Raw genomic sequence first — 15488 nt, forward strand, 5'->3', positions numbered from 1 at the left:
ACGGAGCCCACTATGAGTATCCAGGTCGAGCATGTCACCAAACGGTTTGGGGCGTTTACGGTATTGAACGATGTCAACCTTCACGTTGAGGCAGGAGAACTCGTTGCACTCCTCGGCCCATCCGGTTGCGGCAAGACGACGTTGCTGAGAATTCTGGCTGGACTGGAACGCCCTGATGATGGACGCATCTTTCTGCAGGGCACGGAGGTGACGGATCAGCGGATCAGCGAACGCCGGGTGGGATTCGTCTTCCAGCATTACGCGTTGTTCCGCCACATGACCGTCGCGGACAATGTCGCATTTGGGCTGAATGTCCTGCCCCGGGCGCAACGGCCTTCGGCTACTCGCATACAGGAAAAGGTTCGTGAACTGCTGACACTCGTCCAGCTGCAGGCGATGGCCGACCGGTATCCCAGCCAACTGTCTGGAGGCCAGCGACAACGTGTGGCATTGGCCCGAGCGCTGGCTGTGGAACCGAAGCTTCTGTTGTTGGATGAACCCTTTGGAGCGTTGGATGCCAAGGTCCGCAAGGAACTCCGTCGCTGGCTCAGGCGGCTCCATGATGAGTTACATATTACCGGCATTCTTGTCACGCATGACCAAGAGGAGGCGCTAGAGGTCGCCGATCGTGTCGTGGTCATGCATCAGGGCAATATCGAGCAAATCGGCACGCCGGATGAGGTCTATGAAAATCCGGAGACGCCGTTCGTGTACCAGTTCCTCGGCGACGTCAATGTGTTCCACGGCCGCATGTCACAGGGCCGCATCGTGGACGGAGAGGGCGGCATCGCGCTATCTCCGGGCGACGATCTGCCGGGCGAACAAGAAGTGACGTTTGTGCGTCCTCATGATCTGGAACTGAGTCCAAGCCGGACCACGCCGGCACAGCTCGAAGCGACCGTGCAGTTCGTCAATACTGCGGGCTCACGAGTTCATCTGGAATTGGAGTCGAAGGAATCGCCAGGACTGATCGCGGTGGAGCTGACGAAGGAACGCTATCGAGAGTTGAAGCTTCAACCAGGCGATGTGGTCTTTGTACACCCGAAACAACTGCATGTATTCAGAATGCCATGCCTCGGTCAGTGAAGCGGTGCTGATGCACTGGCAGGGAGCAACCCTCCCGCTCGTCGCACATAAATGGAGGTTATTATGAGTCCGATACATCGGGTTATGGCAGTTCTCGTACTCGCGGTCGTTGGCCTAGTAGGTTGTGCATACGAACGGCGCTCGGTGGCAGACGTAAATCCTCGCAGTGTGGCGGACATGAAGGCCGTCATGCGTGACCTGTGGTCAGGACACAACTTTTGGATTCGGAATGTCGCCTTGGACAATACGACGAACAATCGCAAAGCGCTGGATTTTGCCGAGAAGGCAGTGATGGCCAACGCAAAACAGATTGCGAGAATGTTTACGCCGTTCTACGGCGAAGCGGCGACTGAGCAGCTCTTTACCTTACTGGTCAAGCATTATGGCGCGATCAAAGCATATTCCGAGGCCACCGTTGCCGGAAGTAAAAGCCGGCAGGACGCGGCCCTGGCCGACTATGCCTCGAATACCGACGAGATCGCCGCATTCCTCAGTGGGGCCAATCGCTATCTCCCGAAGGACACTGTCCGAAGTCTGTTCGCTGCTCATGGGGCTCATCATGCTGAGCTTATCAACGAGTTGCAAGAGGAAGATTACGGCCACGAGGCAGAAACGTGGCAGGTGATGCAGCAACATGTCTATGCGATTGCCGATACGCTGGTGACAGCACTGGAGAAGCAGTTTCCAGCCAAGTTTCCAAGTTTTCATGTTCAATGACTAGTGAGTGAGGTCGTCCCATGCGTCGATCCCGAGGGAAGAACACATAAAGAAGCGCTATCGTGAATTAACACTTCAACAAGGCGATGTGGTCTTTGTGCACCAGAAACAACTGCATGTATTCAAAATGCTTAGCCCTCGTCGGCGAAACTGTGAACCACGGACCGAGAAGCAATGTCTCCCTGTCGGCGTCGGCCGAGCGCAGTCAGCGATGCGGTAATCGCAATCAACAGAGCCAGAGCCATGAGCAACTGTCTTGTCTGTCAAGAGCCGCACTGGGTGTTTTTCTCTTAGCAAGTGTAGCCCTTGGATGCACGATGGTTGTTAACCCTGTCTCATCATCGGAAACCATTATGATGGATGAGAATCATGGATTGCTCGTCGGCGCCATTCATCTCACTCGAGATGAAAGATCCTTATCAGCTGGTCTTAAGTGGCCAACATATACAAAGTGGTGGATCGAAGAAAAAACACAGGGAACACATATGGTACTTACACCTCTTCCTCTTGACGGTGACTTCACGCTGAAGCTGCCACCTGGTTCTTATCACATCACGGACGTCAGTTTCCACAGCAGTCAGGGTGCCTGGCACACCGAACTACCGACCACATTTCGCATTCTGTCAGGAGAGTGTACATCTTTAGGAGCATTGAAACTTGAGCTGTTAGAAGGATTCCGGGTAGGCTGGATCACGCAGCAAGTTTCCGATGAAAAGGCACGTGCCGTGGAGAATAAAAGAATAACCTCAGAAACAAGCGGTTGTCCAGTCATTGCGCCACTTACGCCAGGTAAGCAACGCTCGGTCAGACTGATTCTTTATCGACCGGATCAGTTGGTTCGGCCATGAAATAGGCAATTGGGGCAGGGTAAGTGTCTGCTGCTATGTTTCGAGATAGCGGGCGATGACGGTTCACCTCCGTGCCGTATCTGTGTTTTCCCTGTAAATTGGGGAGGAACTCAATGGTGCATGCGCGCTACTCAGGATGGTGAGGGGCTGCCGATGCTGATGGCATGTCTGCAGTGATGCAGGACTGCATGAGCTCAACCTTGCATTGCCAGGATGTGGCCGCAGCGTTGACGCGGTTGACCACATCCGCCGGCTTCACGGTGCTGGGGCTAATATCCACGAGCACATGGTCAGGGATCCGGTTGAAATACACGCCGGTCACGCCTGGAATGGCTTGCAAGACGTTGTTCATCTCAGCTTCCTTGCTGTCGCACCCTGATCCGCTGAGCATCAGGGGAAGTCGTTCTTTGGCGGGAGGGTTTGCTGAAACCGGTAGGGAAACAGAAAGGCTTGCGATCAGGAGTACGGTCAAGACAGCTCGTTGGCGCCGGAAGGTTTGCATGAGATAAGCTCCAGAGAAAGAAGGTGTATCCGCGTTCATAAAATACATGATGCGGAATAATGTTGTCGAGTCGCTACTTGGCCTGCACCAAAAAGGCTCTTGAGCGGGCAGTGCCGCCGCCGGCGACGACATCAATGAATGACATGCCGGGCCGGACATCAGGAACTGTCGCTTCGATGGTCGTGTCGTTCACGAACTTGTAGTCGATCTGGGTGGGGCCCGCCGCACTGAATGCCACGCCGCGGAAACAATCCCTCGTTCCGAAATTCTCTCCCTTGATGGTGATCGTGTGTCCCGGCTTGGCTTCATCCGGCTCCACGCGCAAGATCTTCGGTTTTCTACTGCTATCGCAGACAGGATCTTTCGACACGTGCTGTTCGTCGTGGCCCTTGATCGATTCTGTATCGTGCAGCGTGTAGCCCGCTCCGTCGACGATCACTCCCTCTTCGGCAACCGAGTGGAGGGGAAAGCAGGCAAACCCACACAACGAGACCATCACGAACGGCAACAGGAATCGGGGAGACATCGTGACCTCCTTCCATGGAGAATTACTTGTTCGGCATCGGAATATAGATTTCTCCGATAATCGTTTGCCCGGGAGAGGAGAGTGCAAATTGTGAAAAGGCCTCAACCAGACTGTTCGGTTCCTTTTTCGAAAGCAGCAACAGAGGGCGACGGAGGCTGTAGCGGCCGTCCTTCACAGTCGGCACTTCCGGCTCGACCTTATCCACCGGCAGCAAGCGGACGGCGACGCCGCCCGAGACGGCCGAGAGGCCGGTACTCAATGAAATATAGGCGGCTGCAGAGAGGGGAGGAAGGGTGCCGACGACGGTCTTCACGACGACCTCGTCTTCGCCGATCATTTTGGCGGAATCAGGAATTTTTCCCGCTATCCCCAGTTGGGTTTCGAAGGCTTCCCGAACGTTTTGGTTACGTGGCCTATCGATCAAGAGAGGCTTGGTCTCCGGTCCACCCAGCTCCGACCACTCCTTGATCTTTCCAGAAAAAATGTCGGCGACTTGCTGCTTGGTCACTTCTTTGGTGAAGTTTGACAAATGGACCAAAATGCCGATTCCATCCCAACCTATCTGAGTCGCCGCTAGCGCAGGATCCTCAGCCCCTGTGACGGCAATCTGAACCCGGCCTGCTTTGACCAATTGCAACGGTTTGGAATCCTCATCCCACAGAATATCGACATAGACCCGAGGATTGGCTTTTTCGAAGGCTCGAGCCAGGGCCTCGACGGTCCTTTGCTCCGGCCCGTTGCCGGCGATGATCAGGTTTCCCGCTACTTGAGCGAAGGTGGGGGCGTGTGACGCACAGAGAGCCAGTCCGACGAACAGCCCGGTTACGAACTGTCCCACGGTCATCGAGTGGCCTGTTCCCACAGGAGGTCACGACTGGGTTGATATGAGATGCTCAAGAGTTCGATCCTTCTGTCGGCACGGAATCTGATTCTGAGGCGACATTCGGCGGCGGCATGTTGAGTGCGACATTCACCGGCGGCAACTTGGCGAAGCTCCGCATCCGTTCCTCATGCATGGCCTTGGCTTTCAGCTCGGAAAAGCCGGGTTTGCGATCACCGACAACATTGGATGAAAACAAGGACATCAGTCGGGTTGCCTGTCGGGCCCGACAAAATGGACATTCCGTGTCTTCGACCCTGGTATACAGGGACTGACTGGCTTCGAATTGCTTTTCGCACTGTCCGCAACGATACTCGTAGAGGGGCACGGAATTGGATCCTTTCTGTGTCTCTATCGCAGAGTTATCATACAGAACTCTGGTTCGGACTTGACAAGACGACCTTGCTCAGGCGACCTTGACCGGCTCACAAGGATACGTTTATTCTAGCAACATACACAATTAAACTGCCAGCTTCATAGGAGGGTTTCAATGTCAGTGCTGATTCGACGGTACAAAGGCAACACCGGCATGATGCAGGAAGAACGAATCGATGACGACGATCGAATCGAGCGCTACATGCGGCTCTTCGAAAAAGACGACGTCAAAAAGTTGCAAACCGGCGTGAAGGTCTTTATTGAGAAGGATGAGTGGCAGCTCCTCTCATGAGAGTCGGTAAGGGGCGATACGTGAAGGGCAATCGGGTGACCTGCAATCGTTCCCGAAGTCCTTCACCACTGTCCGTTCACCCCTGACCGATCTGCCATGATTTACTGGGTTCACATTGCACGCGCGATCGACCGTGCGACACTCCACCGCGACCGCTGTTCAGAGGTTCCGTCCACCGCGACCTCCAGTGATTTCTGGGAGGGAGGATGGTTCGACTATCCGGACAAGGAACGGGCGCTCCGTGCTATGGAGCAGGCCGGAGTCAACCTACAACGACGGTGCCCTCTCTGTAAGCCATAAAACTATGAAGTGCTGAGTTCTAAGTGCTGAGAAAGGAATGGGCGGTCTTGCTCAGCACTCGGCACTCAGGACTCAGCACTCTTTATCCATGCCTCAACTCGCACTCCTACTGACCACGGTCATCTGGGGTGCCACATTCCCCGCAACCAAAGCAGCGCTTGAGCAGATTCCTCCGCTTTCTTTCTTATTGCTCCGGTTCCTCCTGGGCACGCTGCTGGTGCTGCTGTGGTTTGTGATTTGCCGCCGTCGACTGCACCGTGATCATGCCGTATTGAAGGCCAGCGCGCTCACGACCGTCTTTCTCTTTCTCGGATACCTGTTGCAAACGGTCGGACTCCTCCATACGAGTGCTTCCAATTCAGCTTTTCTGACGGCGTTGTATGTGATTTTTGTGCCGATGATTCTCATGCGGATCGACAGGCGGGTGGTGTCGGCTACGGCGATTGCGGTGGTCGGGCTCTGGCTATTGGTCAAGCCCGACAGCTCTATGAATCTGGGAGATCTCATGACTCTAGGATGCGCCGTCGCGTTTGCCGGACATATCATTTGTCTTGAGCGGTTCACGCGGCAAGTCGATGCTCCATCGCTACTTGTGTGGCAGATGGTGGCGATGACGGTATTGTTTCTTCCTGCTCCCTGGTGGGAAGAGGCGACACAGAGCGCCTTTTCGCCGACAGCCGCCTTGCTGATCGGTCTTGGCGTCACGGGCATTCTGGCCACGCTGGCGTTTGCCGTCCAGATGTGGGCGCAGCGACTGGTGCCCGCGCAACAGGTAGCATTATTGTTTGCGTCCGAACCTGCCTATGCGGCTTGGTTGTCTTGGTACTTTCTTGGGGAGACGCTTGATGTGCAAGGATGGATCGGGAGCGCACTCATCTTATTGGCGGTGGTGATCGGCGCGTTCGGCGGCTGATCGTTTTCACAAGGAGGAGTTGTATGGCGCAGAAGTTCGGTAATGGCCGGTGGGTTCACGAAGGATTTTTGGATAACCGCGTCGATGGAACGGTTGTGGGCCAGGTCGTCTTTGCCGTGATCGGGCCGGTGGATTTTTATTTGTGCGGCAATTTTAAGCCGGACATCGCTGGAGAGGTGATTCGATTCCGCAACAGTCGGTTCGAAGACGACGATATGGCCGGACAGGTCATCGGCGACATGGCGAACCCACAGGTTGGAACGGTGAACCTGATTTCGCTCGATCCACACCCGAATCTGGAGCCGCACCCCTATGTCGAGTGGTTTACGCTCGGCAAGGATCACTATCGCTTCGAGCTGAGTCCTGGAGATGCGTGGGTTCTATCTGATGAGGAGCGGAGGTCGATTGACGAGGAAAGCGGGCGTATTCGGGAGACCTTGGCCGATCGAGTGACGGACCGGCCAAGGTCGGATGACGAGAGCGACTGGATTTAAGGAGTTGTCAAGTTCAGCTCGGGTTGAGGCGTTGGAAGTTCCGCTGCTTTTACGGCTGCTTCAATCTTCTTCTTGAGTACGCTGCGGTCTGAATCCTGCTTGGTTTTTCCTTCGCGCACATATATCGGGACACCTCGAATATCCCAGACAAGCCCCAACCATTCCAGCCCTTTCAGGCAATAGTAGCTCATATCGATTTCCCACCAGTAGAAGCCTTGTCTTGTTGCGGCTGGGTAATAGTGGTGGTTATTGTGCCAGCCTTCTCCCATGGTAATCAGGGCCAGGAAGAAGTTGTTTCGGCTGTCGTCACCGGTCTCGTACCGTTGCGAGCCATAGACGTGAGACAAGGAATTGATGGTGCAGGTTCCGTGAAACAGCGCCACGGTTGAGATAAAAAATCCCCAAATCAGCATCTGGGGCCCATTGGTGCCGAGCCCAGGTGCATAGGCCTCCAGCAGCTTGCCGAATCCGAACATGCCGAAACCGGTAATGGTGGGAACGAGGACATCAAATCGGTCAAGAAACCGCAGCTCCGGAAACTTGGCAAAATCGGCAATCCCTTTGAGGCGCGGCGCATAAAAAGTCTGCGACATAATCCAGCCCATGTGCGACCAGAGGAACCCGCCTTGACGCGGAGAGTGCACATCGTCCGGTGTATCCGATGCGATGTGGTGATGACGATGATGGCCGGCCCACCACAAGGGGCCTCGCTGCGCACATGAACCGCCTAACAACGCAAAGAGGAACTGGACAGTACGTGAGGTCTTGAACGTGCGGTGTGAGAAATAGCGATGATACCACCCAGTGATCGCAAACATGCGGATGTAATAGAAGGTGACTGCAACGGCGACCGCGGTCCAGCTCCATCCGACCCACAACACGCCCAAACACATCAGATGTACGGCAATAAAGGGGATACTCCGAACCCAGTCTACCTTGGGAGGACCTTCCGATTTTGTGTGTTCAAGGCCGGCCCAGGAATCAAACCAGCGCAGAAATGAATACCAAAAGGCCTGGGCTTTGGTCGGGCTACTCGTTGGCACGTCGGACATACAATTCTCCTCTAGGTCGGGGGATCGGCAACGTCACTGTGGTGGGAGACAGGGAGCCGTGGTCCCGGTTAAGCTGATTGGTCCTGCAGGATAGGCTAGGTCGTCATTATACATGGAAGGTCACGAAAGTAAAACCTGATTTTTGCATGATCCCGCGGGTGTGATTGTACCGGACTGGCATCCACTATCTATTCATTTAGCAGGCTGCGGTAAAACCCTCCGTTCATCCTTCGAGAGCCTCAGGACGAACGGGGCCGTCATTGAATGTACTGAAGTCTTCCGTTCGTGCTGAGCTTGTCGAAGCATGAGCCCTTCGATGAACTCAGGACAGGCTCTTCGAAGCACAGCCCCGCGACCTGAAACAGATTCTAGACAGTGCTACGTACTCACGTTACACTTGGGTCCTTCTTGTTCCCAGACAACGGATCGTTGAGATGAAACTGCGTCGGTGACAGAAATAGGGCTAGAGCCATGAGTGACATCTTCATCAGTTACTCCAGCGAAGACAAGGGCCGAGTACAGGCCCTAGCGCGAGCCTTGGAACGGAAGGGATGGTCGGTTTGGTGGGATCGGCGGATCCCTGCGGGTAAGTCGTTCGACGAGGTCATTCACGAGGCGTTGAAGGCTGCCAGGTCCGTCGTGGTGGTATGGACCAACACCTCGGTGAAGAGTACCTGGGTGAAGAATGAATCGAGAAGTGGTTTGCGAAGGGGAATCCTCTTCCCGGTGATGTTGTTGGACGAGGTCGAGATCCCGCTGGAATTTGAGCATCTGCAAGCTGCGCATTTGATGGACTGGCATCCGGACCAGGGCCATGCCGGCTTCGACCAGTTTATTGACGATATCGCCCAGCTGATCGGTACTCCGACGAACTCCGTGCTTCAACAACCGCCCGCAACCCAAGGCCAAGAGCCACTGCCTGCACCAACGAGCCCGACACCTGAACCGGACAGAGAGCCGCTCCCGCAGCATACCGACGATGTGGAACCAGCCGGCGGGCAGCTTGATGAGCAGCCGTCCACTCCGGACACCACCGTCACGGTAGTGAGCGCTGATGTGCCAACAGCCCCTGTGGGGCCTGGCGAGGAGCTACCGGCGGCATCATCGCCCCCAACGCCCCAGAGGGAGATGGCTGCCAAATCACGCAAGAGCAAGAGAAGGGGAACCAGACCGAGAGTGACTGGCGCCAAACAGCCCACCGTAGAGGCTCGCGCTGTGGCCCAGGACTTGGCGGGGGAGCCCCTTGTATCTCCGGAACCGACAGAGGGGGCCGAACTCATTCACACAGACCAATCAGCCGGTGCGGACTACTCGGACTATCCGACTCATCCGGTCGTATCGACATCGTCCTTCTCCGTTCTTCCTATTGGTCTTGGTCTGCTGGCAGCGATAGGTGCGCTCGCCTATTTTCTGATCTTTTCCAAAAGCCCTTCACCGCAATACCAGCCCACTACGCAATCGACGAGCGCTCCTACTGAGGTGATGAGACCGCCCACTCAGTTCGTGCCTGTCGAACAGCCTCCGGTGGCGGCACCGCAAGCGAAACCCACCACGACCCAAGCAACAACGGCTATCAAGACGACGGATACCAAGTCGCGGCAGACAGCCCGCCCTTCCAAGACACAAGAGCCGTCAACCCAGGCGACGGTTACCAAGTCGCAACCAGCAGTCGACTCTCCGACGAATATCACCGGCAAGGACGGCGCGCCGATGGTGCTGATTCCTGCGGGAAAATTCTGGATGGGCTCGCCAGATAGTGAAGGACGCAAAGACGAACACCCGCGTCATCAGATCTATCTGGACGCCTTTTACATGGACAAGTTCGAAGTGACGGTCGCGAGATATACCGAATTCGTGCGGGCGCAGAATAGGTCGAAACCTCACTATTGGGATCAGGTGGACACCAGAACGCATCGGAACCTGCCCGTCGTGGGGGTCGATTGGCATGATGCAAAGGCCTATTGCGAGTGGGCTGGGAAGCGACTACCTACGGAGGCGGAGTGGGAGAAGGCTGCTCGCGGAACGGATGGGCGAACATACCCATGGGGTAACGAACAACCGACAGTGAGGCTTGCAAACTTCGGGCAACATTTCACAACCAACCTCTATGACGACCCCCTCGCACCGGTTGATAGTTACGAAGCGGGCAACAGTCCGTATGGACTCCACCATATGGCTGGTAACGTCTGGGAGTGGACGGCGGATTGGTATGACGAGAACTATTACAGGAAGGGTCCTGAGCGCAATCCGACCGGGCCGGCTAACGGCAAGTCTCGGGTGGTGCGCGGTGGCTCCTGGTCCTGGGAACCGGCCGACGTGCGCTCCGCCTACCGGCAAAGGAACCTACCCACGGAACGGGGTAGCAATATTGGGTTCCGTTGCGCCCAGGACGTTCCGCAGTAACCTTAATACACAAATACACAGCTCTTTTTCATTTTCTTCTGGTCTTGGTTATTTGTTTCTCGTTGTGAGGCATCGAATACTAGTCGGGGGTTCTCATGACCGAGGAAGGGACCGGCAGCCTTCTAGTATTGTGTCCCATAAATGCATTTGATAATCCGGTCGCCCTGAGCCTGTCGAAGGGCGCAAGATTTCAGGCAGTTCCGTTCATGGTTCGACAGGCTCACCACGAACATATTTCCTGGACGCTACACTAGCCGCTGTTTCCGCAACAGATGCCGGTTGCGGCTGTTGTCTTGGCATGATGGCGGCAGGGTTGGAATTGACAGCTTCGCTGATGCGCCTCTAAAATGCCGCTGCGATGAACGACCGATTTCTTCGAGCCTGTCGCCGCGAACCAGTCGATTGCACGCCCGTATGGTTTATGCGCCAGGCAGGACGCTACATGTCCGAGTACCGGACGTTGCGCGCGAAGCATTCGATCCTCGAAATGTGCAAGACGCCGGAGCTTGCAGCCCAAGTCACTCTGCAGCCGATTGATCGGTTCCCGTTGGATGCCGCCATTATTTTTGCCGACATCCTGTTGCCGTTGGAACCGATGGGGATCAGCCTCGAGTTTGCCGCCGGGGAAGGGCCCGTCATTCACAATCCGGTTCGCGACCGAGCGGCGGTGGATCACCTCAAGGTCATCGACGGGGACGAACTGGAGTATGTGGCCCAGGCCATCCGCCAAGCGCGACGCGCCCTCGACGGACGAGTGCCGTTGATCGGGTTTGCCGGTGCGCCGTTTACGCTCGCGAGCTACGCCATTGAGGGCGGAGGGTCCCGCAACTATCTGCACACCAAGCAGATGATGTATGGCGATCCCACCGCTTGGCATCGCCTCATGGACAAGTTCGCGCGCGTGCTCACCGGGTATCTCCGGCGACAGATCAAGGCGGGAGCTCAGGCCATTCAACTCTTCGACAGCTGGGTCGGCTGTCTCTCGGCTGGCGACTATGCCGAATACGTCATGCCGCACGTCCAGCGGATTTTCGATGGGCTCAAGCGGGAAGGCGTGCCGATGATTCATTTTGGCACCGGCACCACGGCCATTCTGTGGCAGATGCGCGAGGCAGGTGGTGATGTCATCGGGGTCGACTGGCGGGTTCACCTGGACGAGGCCTGGACCATGGTCGGGCATGATCGCGCCGTGCAGGGCAACCTAGATCCGCTCGTGCTGTTTGCGCCGCTCCACGAAATCGAACGTCGGGTGGAGGATATTTTACGGCGAGCGGGAGGGCGTCCCGGGCACATCTTCAACCTCGGTCACGGCATACTGCCCACAACACCGGTCGAACACGTGGCAGCGACGATCGACATGGTGCACAAGCTCAGCCAACGATAAAACAAGAGCGTATGGCTGATGAGGGAAAGCACATCCGTTCAGCGGCATCGTTCGTCTTATCATCCGCTATCATTCGGTAGCTATTGACCCTGAACCCCTATGTCTGAATCGCAACGTCATACTGCAGTCCTGCTCATGGCCATGGGTGGACCCGATTGCTTGGAGAACGTCGAGCCGTTTTTGCGCGATGTGAGAGGTGGGCGGCCGACACCGCCGGAGCTCGTAGAGGAGATTCGTGAGCGATACCGTGTCACCGGGGGCAAGTCGCCGGCCGTCGGCATCACACAGGAAGTCGCGAAGAAACTTGAGCAACAACTGAATGAATCGGGTGATGGTCGATATCGAGTGTATGTTGGTTTGCGACATTGGCATCCCTTCATCAAGGAAACGTATACCGAGCTGCTGAAGGAATCACCGGAACAGATCATCGCGGTCTGTATGGCTCCTCAACAGTCCTCCTTGAGCACCGGCGCCTATCGGAGGAAAGTGGAAGAGGCCCGTGCCGAGTTGAGAGACTCGACCGAAGTAACGTATGTCGGCAGTTGGAACCGGCACCCTCGATTGATCGCTGCGATCGTCGACAACATTCGGAAGGGGCTACTTGCATTTCCTGCCGATGCGCGAGCATCGGTGCCCGTGCTGTTTACTGCCCATAGTCTGCCGGAACGGATCGTGGCAATGAAGGATCCCTATCCAGACGAGGTCAAGGGTACCGTTGAGGCTGTGACTCGATCCTTGGGGAACCAACCGACGTACTTCGCTTATCAGAGCCAGGGGCGATCCAGTGAGCCGTGGCTTGGACCGACAGTTGAAGCCATGTTGGATACCATCCGGCAGAGAGGGCACCGGCACGTGCTGGTAGCCCCCATCGGATTTGTCTGCGATCATGTGGAAACGCTCTTCGATATTGATATCGAACTCAAGCAGCTCGCGGTGAACAAAGGCCTACAACTCCAACGCATGGCCATGTTGAACGATTCCCCCGCGCTCATCGCGACGTTACACGACGTGTTGACGGCACACGAATCGTCTCTCTGCATCCAGTCGTGACTCGACCACGTACAGTCGTGATTGTAGGCGGCGGCATTTCCGGTCTGGCCACCGCGTTTTCGCTGCACGAGAAGGCCACCAAGGCAAACCTTCCTATCCATTGCACCGTCCTCGAATCTGACCCATCCTGGGGAGGAAAGATCGTCACGCACCGGATCGGCGAGATAGTCACAGAAGCCGGACCGGACTCCTTCCTTTCTCAAAAAGAGGCAGGCCTCGATCTCTGCCTGAAGCTTGGCCTTGCCGACCAACTCATCAATACCAATGCCACGGCCAAGAAAGCCTCTGTGCTCTATGGCGGGCGGCTGCATGACTTACCAGAGGGACTGCTCTCTTTCGTTCCGAAGCAACTGGGGTCGTTCTTTCGAAGCGGTCTACTCACGTGGACAGGGTTGGCGCGTATGGGGCTGGAGATCGCTGTTCCACGAGGTCCTTCAACGGGCGATGAATCGTTGGGCGCCTTTCTTCGCCGTCGGTTTGGGGCGCAAGCGTATGAGCGGGTCTTGGAACCGCTGATGGCAGGAATCTATGCGGGAGACGCCGAGCAAATGAGTCTGCGAGCCACGTTCCCGCGGTTTTTTGAGCTGGAGCAACGGCATGGCAGCATCATTCGCGGCATGATGGCAACCAAGAAAGCCGCTTCATCAGTTTCGACAGATCAACCAAGACGGACGATGTTTGTCAGTTTAAAGAATGGCCTCAGCGATTTAGTGACCGCCTTGACGAGTCGGTTGACGCAGCAGGGGGTTGAGTTGCGCATGGGAGCTCGAGTCGAGGCCCTCAGAGTGAGGTCGCATGAGCTCGGCCGCTGGATGTACGACCTTGTGTTGCAAGATGGATCGGCACTTTCTGCGGAAAGCGTGGTCCTTGCAACCCCTGCGTATGTATCAGCGGACCTGGTGCGTCCGTTGTCGCCGATAGCCGGCGGGTTATTGGACATGATTCCCTATGCGTCCACTGCAACAATTGCGATGGCATTGCCACGGACTCTGACGACTGCGATAGAAGGATTCGGATTTATCGTGCCGCGAACGGAGCAGCGTCATCTAATCGCCGCAACGTGGACCTCGCTCAAGTGGCCGCATCGTGCCCCGGCAGATCAGCTCTTGCTGCGCTGCTATGTCGGTGGAGTAGGGCGAGAAGAGATTCTGCGATTGGACGACGAGCAATTGACGGCGAAAGTCCGCGCCGAACTGTCCGCGCTGTGCGGCATCAGAGCAGAGCCGAGTTACAGTGAAGTGAATCGCTGGTGGAAGGGGATGCCGCAGTACACGCTGGGCCACCTCGATCGATTGGCGCAACTCGATGCGGCGGTGAGCCGCTATCCAGGACTTGTGCTTACCGGAGCCGGCTATCGCGGAGTCGGCATCCCCGACTGCATTCGTGATGGAGCTGTGGCGGCCGAGCGGGTGGTGCAGGATCTTTTAGGCAACATCGATGTGGTCAGACGATCAACCATGGAAATAGGGTGAGCGTAAGGCCAAGGTCGAGATCTGGCGATTGTCGATGACTTATGGAAGGATAATGGCCTGCTGCGGGTAGCCTAGTTCCTTCAGCACGACTTCCAACGCGTCGACCATCGGTGGTGGGCCACAGAGGAAAATGCAGGTGTCGGCAGCTGGAGCAGGAAGATGGCGCCGAAGTATTTCAGGGGTGACGCGACCTGTACTACCTGTCCATTTGGGAGGCGGCTGCTCCAAGACGTGGTGGCAGTGAAAGCTCGGCGAGTCTCGGACATTGCGTTCCCACTCCTGTCGGAGGATGATGTCCGATTCGGTTTTGTTGGCAAAGATCAGGAATAACTCCGCATCGATCTTGTTGATCAGAATCCAGCGAATGATGGAGATCATCGGCGTAATCCCGGTGCCTCCCGCCACAAATCCCACTCGCTTCGCCATTCCATCGACCCAATGCCCACCGGTGTTCGGCCCGCTCATCAACACGGTATCTCCGATCCGCTGATCGTGCAGGTATTTCGAGACGGAACCAGCATCATAGCGCTTGACCGTCAGATCGAAGGAACCCGTCGTGCCGACAAGCGACGAGGGAGTGTATGGCCGCTTGACCTGTTTGTCGTTGATCCCTGCATGAACGTAGAGAAAATCGCCGGGCAACATATCCAGCGTCGCATCGACAGGAAGCTCGAAGCGGAACGTCTTCGTGTCATGGGTGTCCGGTTCGATTGCAACTAGCTTGTACGGAGTGGGGGTTTTGGTCTTGATGCAGGTGATGGTGTCCACGGTGGCGCATTTTATGCGATCGCAATGATCGGTGCAACGTCAGAGTCTTGATGACGAGCGAAAAATAGCAGAAGTCGTTCGCGGATCCAGCGAGACATTCAATCACAGTCCATCCGGATTGTGGCCGGTCTCCACCACTACCGTCGGGTCAATCATGCGTCCATAGGTCGAGGGAAACTTGATGCCGTGCCGCCAAGAGAAAAGAAGGCCGTAGAGCAAGATTGGACAGGACGACTCAAGAAAGTGAATCAGAACTGATACAGATCGTATCGGAACCGATACAGCCCAATGGGCTGAGATACGCCGTTTGTTGAATCTAGCCCCTGCACTGGCTTGGAATGCTATACTTTACCCGGCTATCCCTAAGTAGTCCAACGTGGTATAAGAATTGCGCTTGGCATCGTTTTATTGGCACTTCATGAGGGT

At 56.0% G+C, this 15488-nt stretch carries 17 protein-coding genes; 11 read left to right on the forward strand and 6 right to left on the reverse strand.

The genetic code is table 11. From position 1 onward, the window contains the following. Positions 1 to 12: 12 nt before the first annotated feature. The 3 genes from P0120_13190 to P0120_13200 all read left to right on the forward strand — a co-directional run bounded on the left by P0120_13190 (position 13) and on the right by P0120_13200 (position 2651). Entirely contained in the window at positions 13 to 1086 is a 1074-nt protein-coding gene (locus P0120_13190; protein MDF0675275.1) for a sulfate ABC transporter ATP-binding protein, read from the forward strand. 63 nt (positions 1087 to 1149) lie between these two features. Continuing rightward, complete coding sequence (locus tag P0120_13195; GenBank protein ID MDF0675276.1) at positions 1150 to 1803, forward strand: hypothetical protein; 654 nt, start codon at positions 1150 to 1152, stop codon at positions 1801 to 1803. A gap of 317 nt (positions 1804 to 2120) precedes the next feature. After that, positions 2121 to 2651 (forward strand): hypothetical protein, encoded by a 531-nt coding sequence (locus P0120_13200; GenBank protein MDF0675277.1) that lies wholly within the window; start codon positions 2121 to 2123, stop codon positions 2649 to 2651. 127 nt (positions 2652 to 2778) lie between these two features. On the opposite strand, the gene P0120_13205 is transcribed toward P0120_13200, so the two are convergent. The 4 genes from P0120_13205 to P0120_13220 all read right to left on the reverse strand — a co-directional run bounded on the left by P0120_13205 (position 2779) and on the right by P0120_13220 (position 4887). Further along, positions 2779 to 3153 (reverse strand): hypothetical protein, encoded by a 375-nt coding sequence (locus tag P0120_13205; GenBank protein ID MDF0675278.1) that lies wholly within the window; start codon positions 3151 to 3153, stop codon positions 2779 to 2781. A gap of 73 nt (positions 3154 to 3226) precedes the next feature. Continuing rightward, complete coding sequence (locus P0120_13210; protein ID MDF0675279.1) at positions 3227 to 3679, reverse strand: IPT/TIG domain-containing protein; 453 nt, start codon at positions 3677 to 3679, stop codon at positions 3227 to 3229. 22 nt (positions 3680 to 3701) lie between these two features. Beyond that, entirely contained in the window at positions 3702 to 4523 is an 822-nt protein-coding gene (locus P0120_13215; GenBank protein MDF0675280.1) for a substrate-binding domain-containing protein, read from the reverse strand. Between the two features lie 49 nt (positions 4524 to 4572). Beyond that, positions 4573 to 4887 carry a zinc ribbon domain-containing protein gene (locus tag P0120_13220; protein ID MDF0675281.1) on the reverse strand — a complete coding sequence of 105 codons (315 nt, stop codon included), beginning with the start codon at positions 4885 to 4887 and terminating at the stop codon, positions 4573 to 4575. 162 nt (positions 4888 to 5049) lie between these two features. On the opposite strand from P0120_13220, the gene P0120_13225 reads away from it, so the two are divergent. From P0120_13225 to P0120_13240, 4 genes are all read left to right on the forward strand, one after another. Continuing rightward, complete coding sequence (locus tag P0120_13225) at positions 5050 to 5226, forward strand: hypothetical protein (GenBank protein MDF0675282.1); 177 nt, start codon at positions 5050 to 5052, stop codon at positions 5224 to 5226. A 96-nt stretch (positions 5227 to 5322) separates the two neighbouring features. Next, entirely contained in the window at positions 5323 to 5526 is a 204-nt protein-coding gene (locus tag P0120_13230) for a hypothetical protein (GenBank protein MDF0675283.1), read from the forward strand. 88 nt (positions 5527 to 5614) lie between these two features. Further along, positions 5615 to 6439, forward strand: a complete 825-nt coding sequence (locus P0120_13235; protein ID MDF0675284.1) for a DMT family transporter — start codon at positions 5615 to 5617, stop codon at positions 6437 to 6439. A gap of 23 nt (positions 6440 to 6462) precedes the next feature. Next, complete coding sequence (locus P0120_13240; protein ID MDF0675285.1) at positions 6463 to 6933, forward strand: hypothetical protein; 471 nt, start codon at positions 6463 to 6465, stop codon at positions 6931 to 6933. On the opposite strand, the gene P0120_13245 is transcribed toward P0120_13240, so the two are convergent. Beyond that, a complete protein-coding gene (locus P0120_13245; protein MDF0675286.1) occupies positions 6930 to 7985 on the reverse strand; it encodes an acyl-CoA desaturase in 1056 nt (351 codons plus the stop codon). The two genes, P0120_13240 and P0120_13245, sit on opposite strands and share 4 nt — an antisense overlap. Positions 7986 to 8456: 471 nt before the next feature. On the opposite strand from P0120_13245, the gene P0120_13250 reads away from it, so the two are divergent. The 4 genes from P0120_13250 to hemG all read left to right on the forward strand — a co-directional run bounded on the left by P0120_13250 (position 8457) and on the right by hemG (position 14294). After that, complete coding sequence (locus tag P0120_13250) at positions 8457 to 10388, forward strand: SUMF1/EgtB/PvdO family nonheme iron enzyme (GenBank protein MDF0675287.1); 1932 nt, start codon at positions 8457 to 8459, stop codon at positions 10386 to 10388. A gap of 358 nt (positions 10389 to 10746) precedes the next feature. Then, the gene (gene hemE, locus P0120_13255) at positions 10747 to 11772 is read left to right on the forward strand and encodes a uroporphyrinogen decarboxylase (GenBank protein ID MDF0675288.1); all 1026 of its coding nucleotides are present in this window, start codon (positions 10747 to 10749) and stop codon (positions 11770 to 11772) included. A 99-nt stretch (positions 11773 to 11871) separates the two neighbouring features. Then, on the forward strand, positions 11872 to 12822 hold the full coding sequence (gene hemH / locus P0120_13260) for a ferrochelatase (GenBank protein ID MDF0675289.1): 951 nt from the start codon (positions 11872 to 11874) through the stop codon (positions 12820 to 12822). After that, positions 12819 to 14294 carry a protoporphyrinogen oxidase gene (hemG, locus tag P0120_13265; GenBank protein ID MDF0675290.1) on the forward strand — a complete coding sequence of 492 codons (1476 nt, stop codon included), beginning with the start codon at positions 12819 to 12821 and terminating at the stop codon, positions 14292 to 14294. Before hemH ends, hemG begins: the two co-directional genes overlap by 4 nt. A gap of 39 nt (positions 14295 to 14333) precedes the next feature. Here hemG and P0120_13270 read toward each other — a convergent pair whose 3' ends face one another. Continuing rightward, positions 14334 to 15062, reverse strand: coding sequence for an NADH-cytochrome b5 reductase (locus P0120_13270; GenBank protein MDF0675291.1), 729 nt, complete (start codon positions 15060 to 15062; stop codon positions 14334 to 14336). Between the last annotated feature and the right edge of the window lie 426 nt (positions 15063 to 15488).

This window comes from Nitrospira sp., assembly GCA_029194675.1.
In the GTDB taxonomy this organism is placed as follows: domain Bacteria; phylum Nitrospirota; class Nitrospiria; order Nitrospirales; family Nitrospiraceae; genus Nitrospira_D.

Excerpts from the sequence above, each read along its gene's own strand:
- P0120_13190 (MDF0675275.1), top strand. The coding sequence starts at position 13 with ATGAGTATCCAGGTCGAGCATGTCACCAAACGGTTTGGGGCGTTTACG.
- P0120_13245 (MDF0675286.1), bottom strand. The coding sequence starts at position 7,985 with ATGTCCGACGTGCCAACGAGTAGCCCGACCAAAGCCCAGGCCTTTTGG.
- P0120_13230 (MDF0675283.1), top strand. The coding sequence starts at position 5,323 with ATGATTTACTGGGTTCACATTGCACGCGCGATCGACCGTGCGACACTC.
- P0120_13235 (MDF0675284.1), top strand. The coding sequence starts at position 5,615 with ATGCCTCAACTCGCACTCCTACTGACCACGGTCATCTGGGGTGCCACA.
- P0120_13205 (MDF0675278.1), bottom strand. The coding sequence starts at position 3,153 with ATGCAAACCTTCCGGCGCCAACGAGCTGTCTTGACCGTACTCCTGATC.
- P0120_13200 (MDF0675277.1), top strand. The coding sequence starts at position 2,121 with ATGGTTGTTAACCCTGTCTCATCATCGGAAACCATTATGATGGATGAG.
- P0120_13215 (MDF0675280.1), bottom strand. The coding sequence starts at position 4,523 with ATGACCGTGGGACAGTTCGTAACCGGGCTGTTCGTCGGACTGGCTCTC.
- P0120_13240 (MDF0675285.1), top strand. The coding sequence starts at position 6,463 with ATGGCGCAGAAGTTCGGTAATGGCCGGTGGGTTCACGAAGGATTTTTG.
- P0120_13225 (MDF0675282.1), top strand. The coding sequence starts at position 5,050 with ATGTCAGTGCTGATTCGACGGTACAAAGGCAACACCGGCATGATGCAG.
- P0120_13250 (MDF0675287.1), top strand. The coding sequence starts at position 8,457 with ATGAGTGACATCTTCATCAGTTACTCCAGCGAAGACAAGGGCCGAGTA.
- hemH (MDF0675289.1), top strand. The coding sequence starts at position 11,872 with ATGTCTGAATCGCAACGTCATACTGCAGTCCTGCTCATGGCCATGGGT.
- P0120_13195 (MDF0675276.1), top strand. The coding sequence starts at position 1,150 with ATGAGTCCGATACATCGGGTTATGGCAGTTCTCGTACTCGCGGTCGTT.
- P0120_13210 (MDF0675279.1), bottom strand. The coding sequence starts at position 3,679 with ATGTCTCCCCGATTCCTGTTGCCGTTCGTGATGGTCTCGTTGTGTGGG.
- hemE (MDF0675288.1), top strand. The coding sequence starts at position 10,747 with ATGAACGACCGATTTCTTCGAGCCTGTCGCCGCGAACCAGTCGATTGC.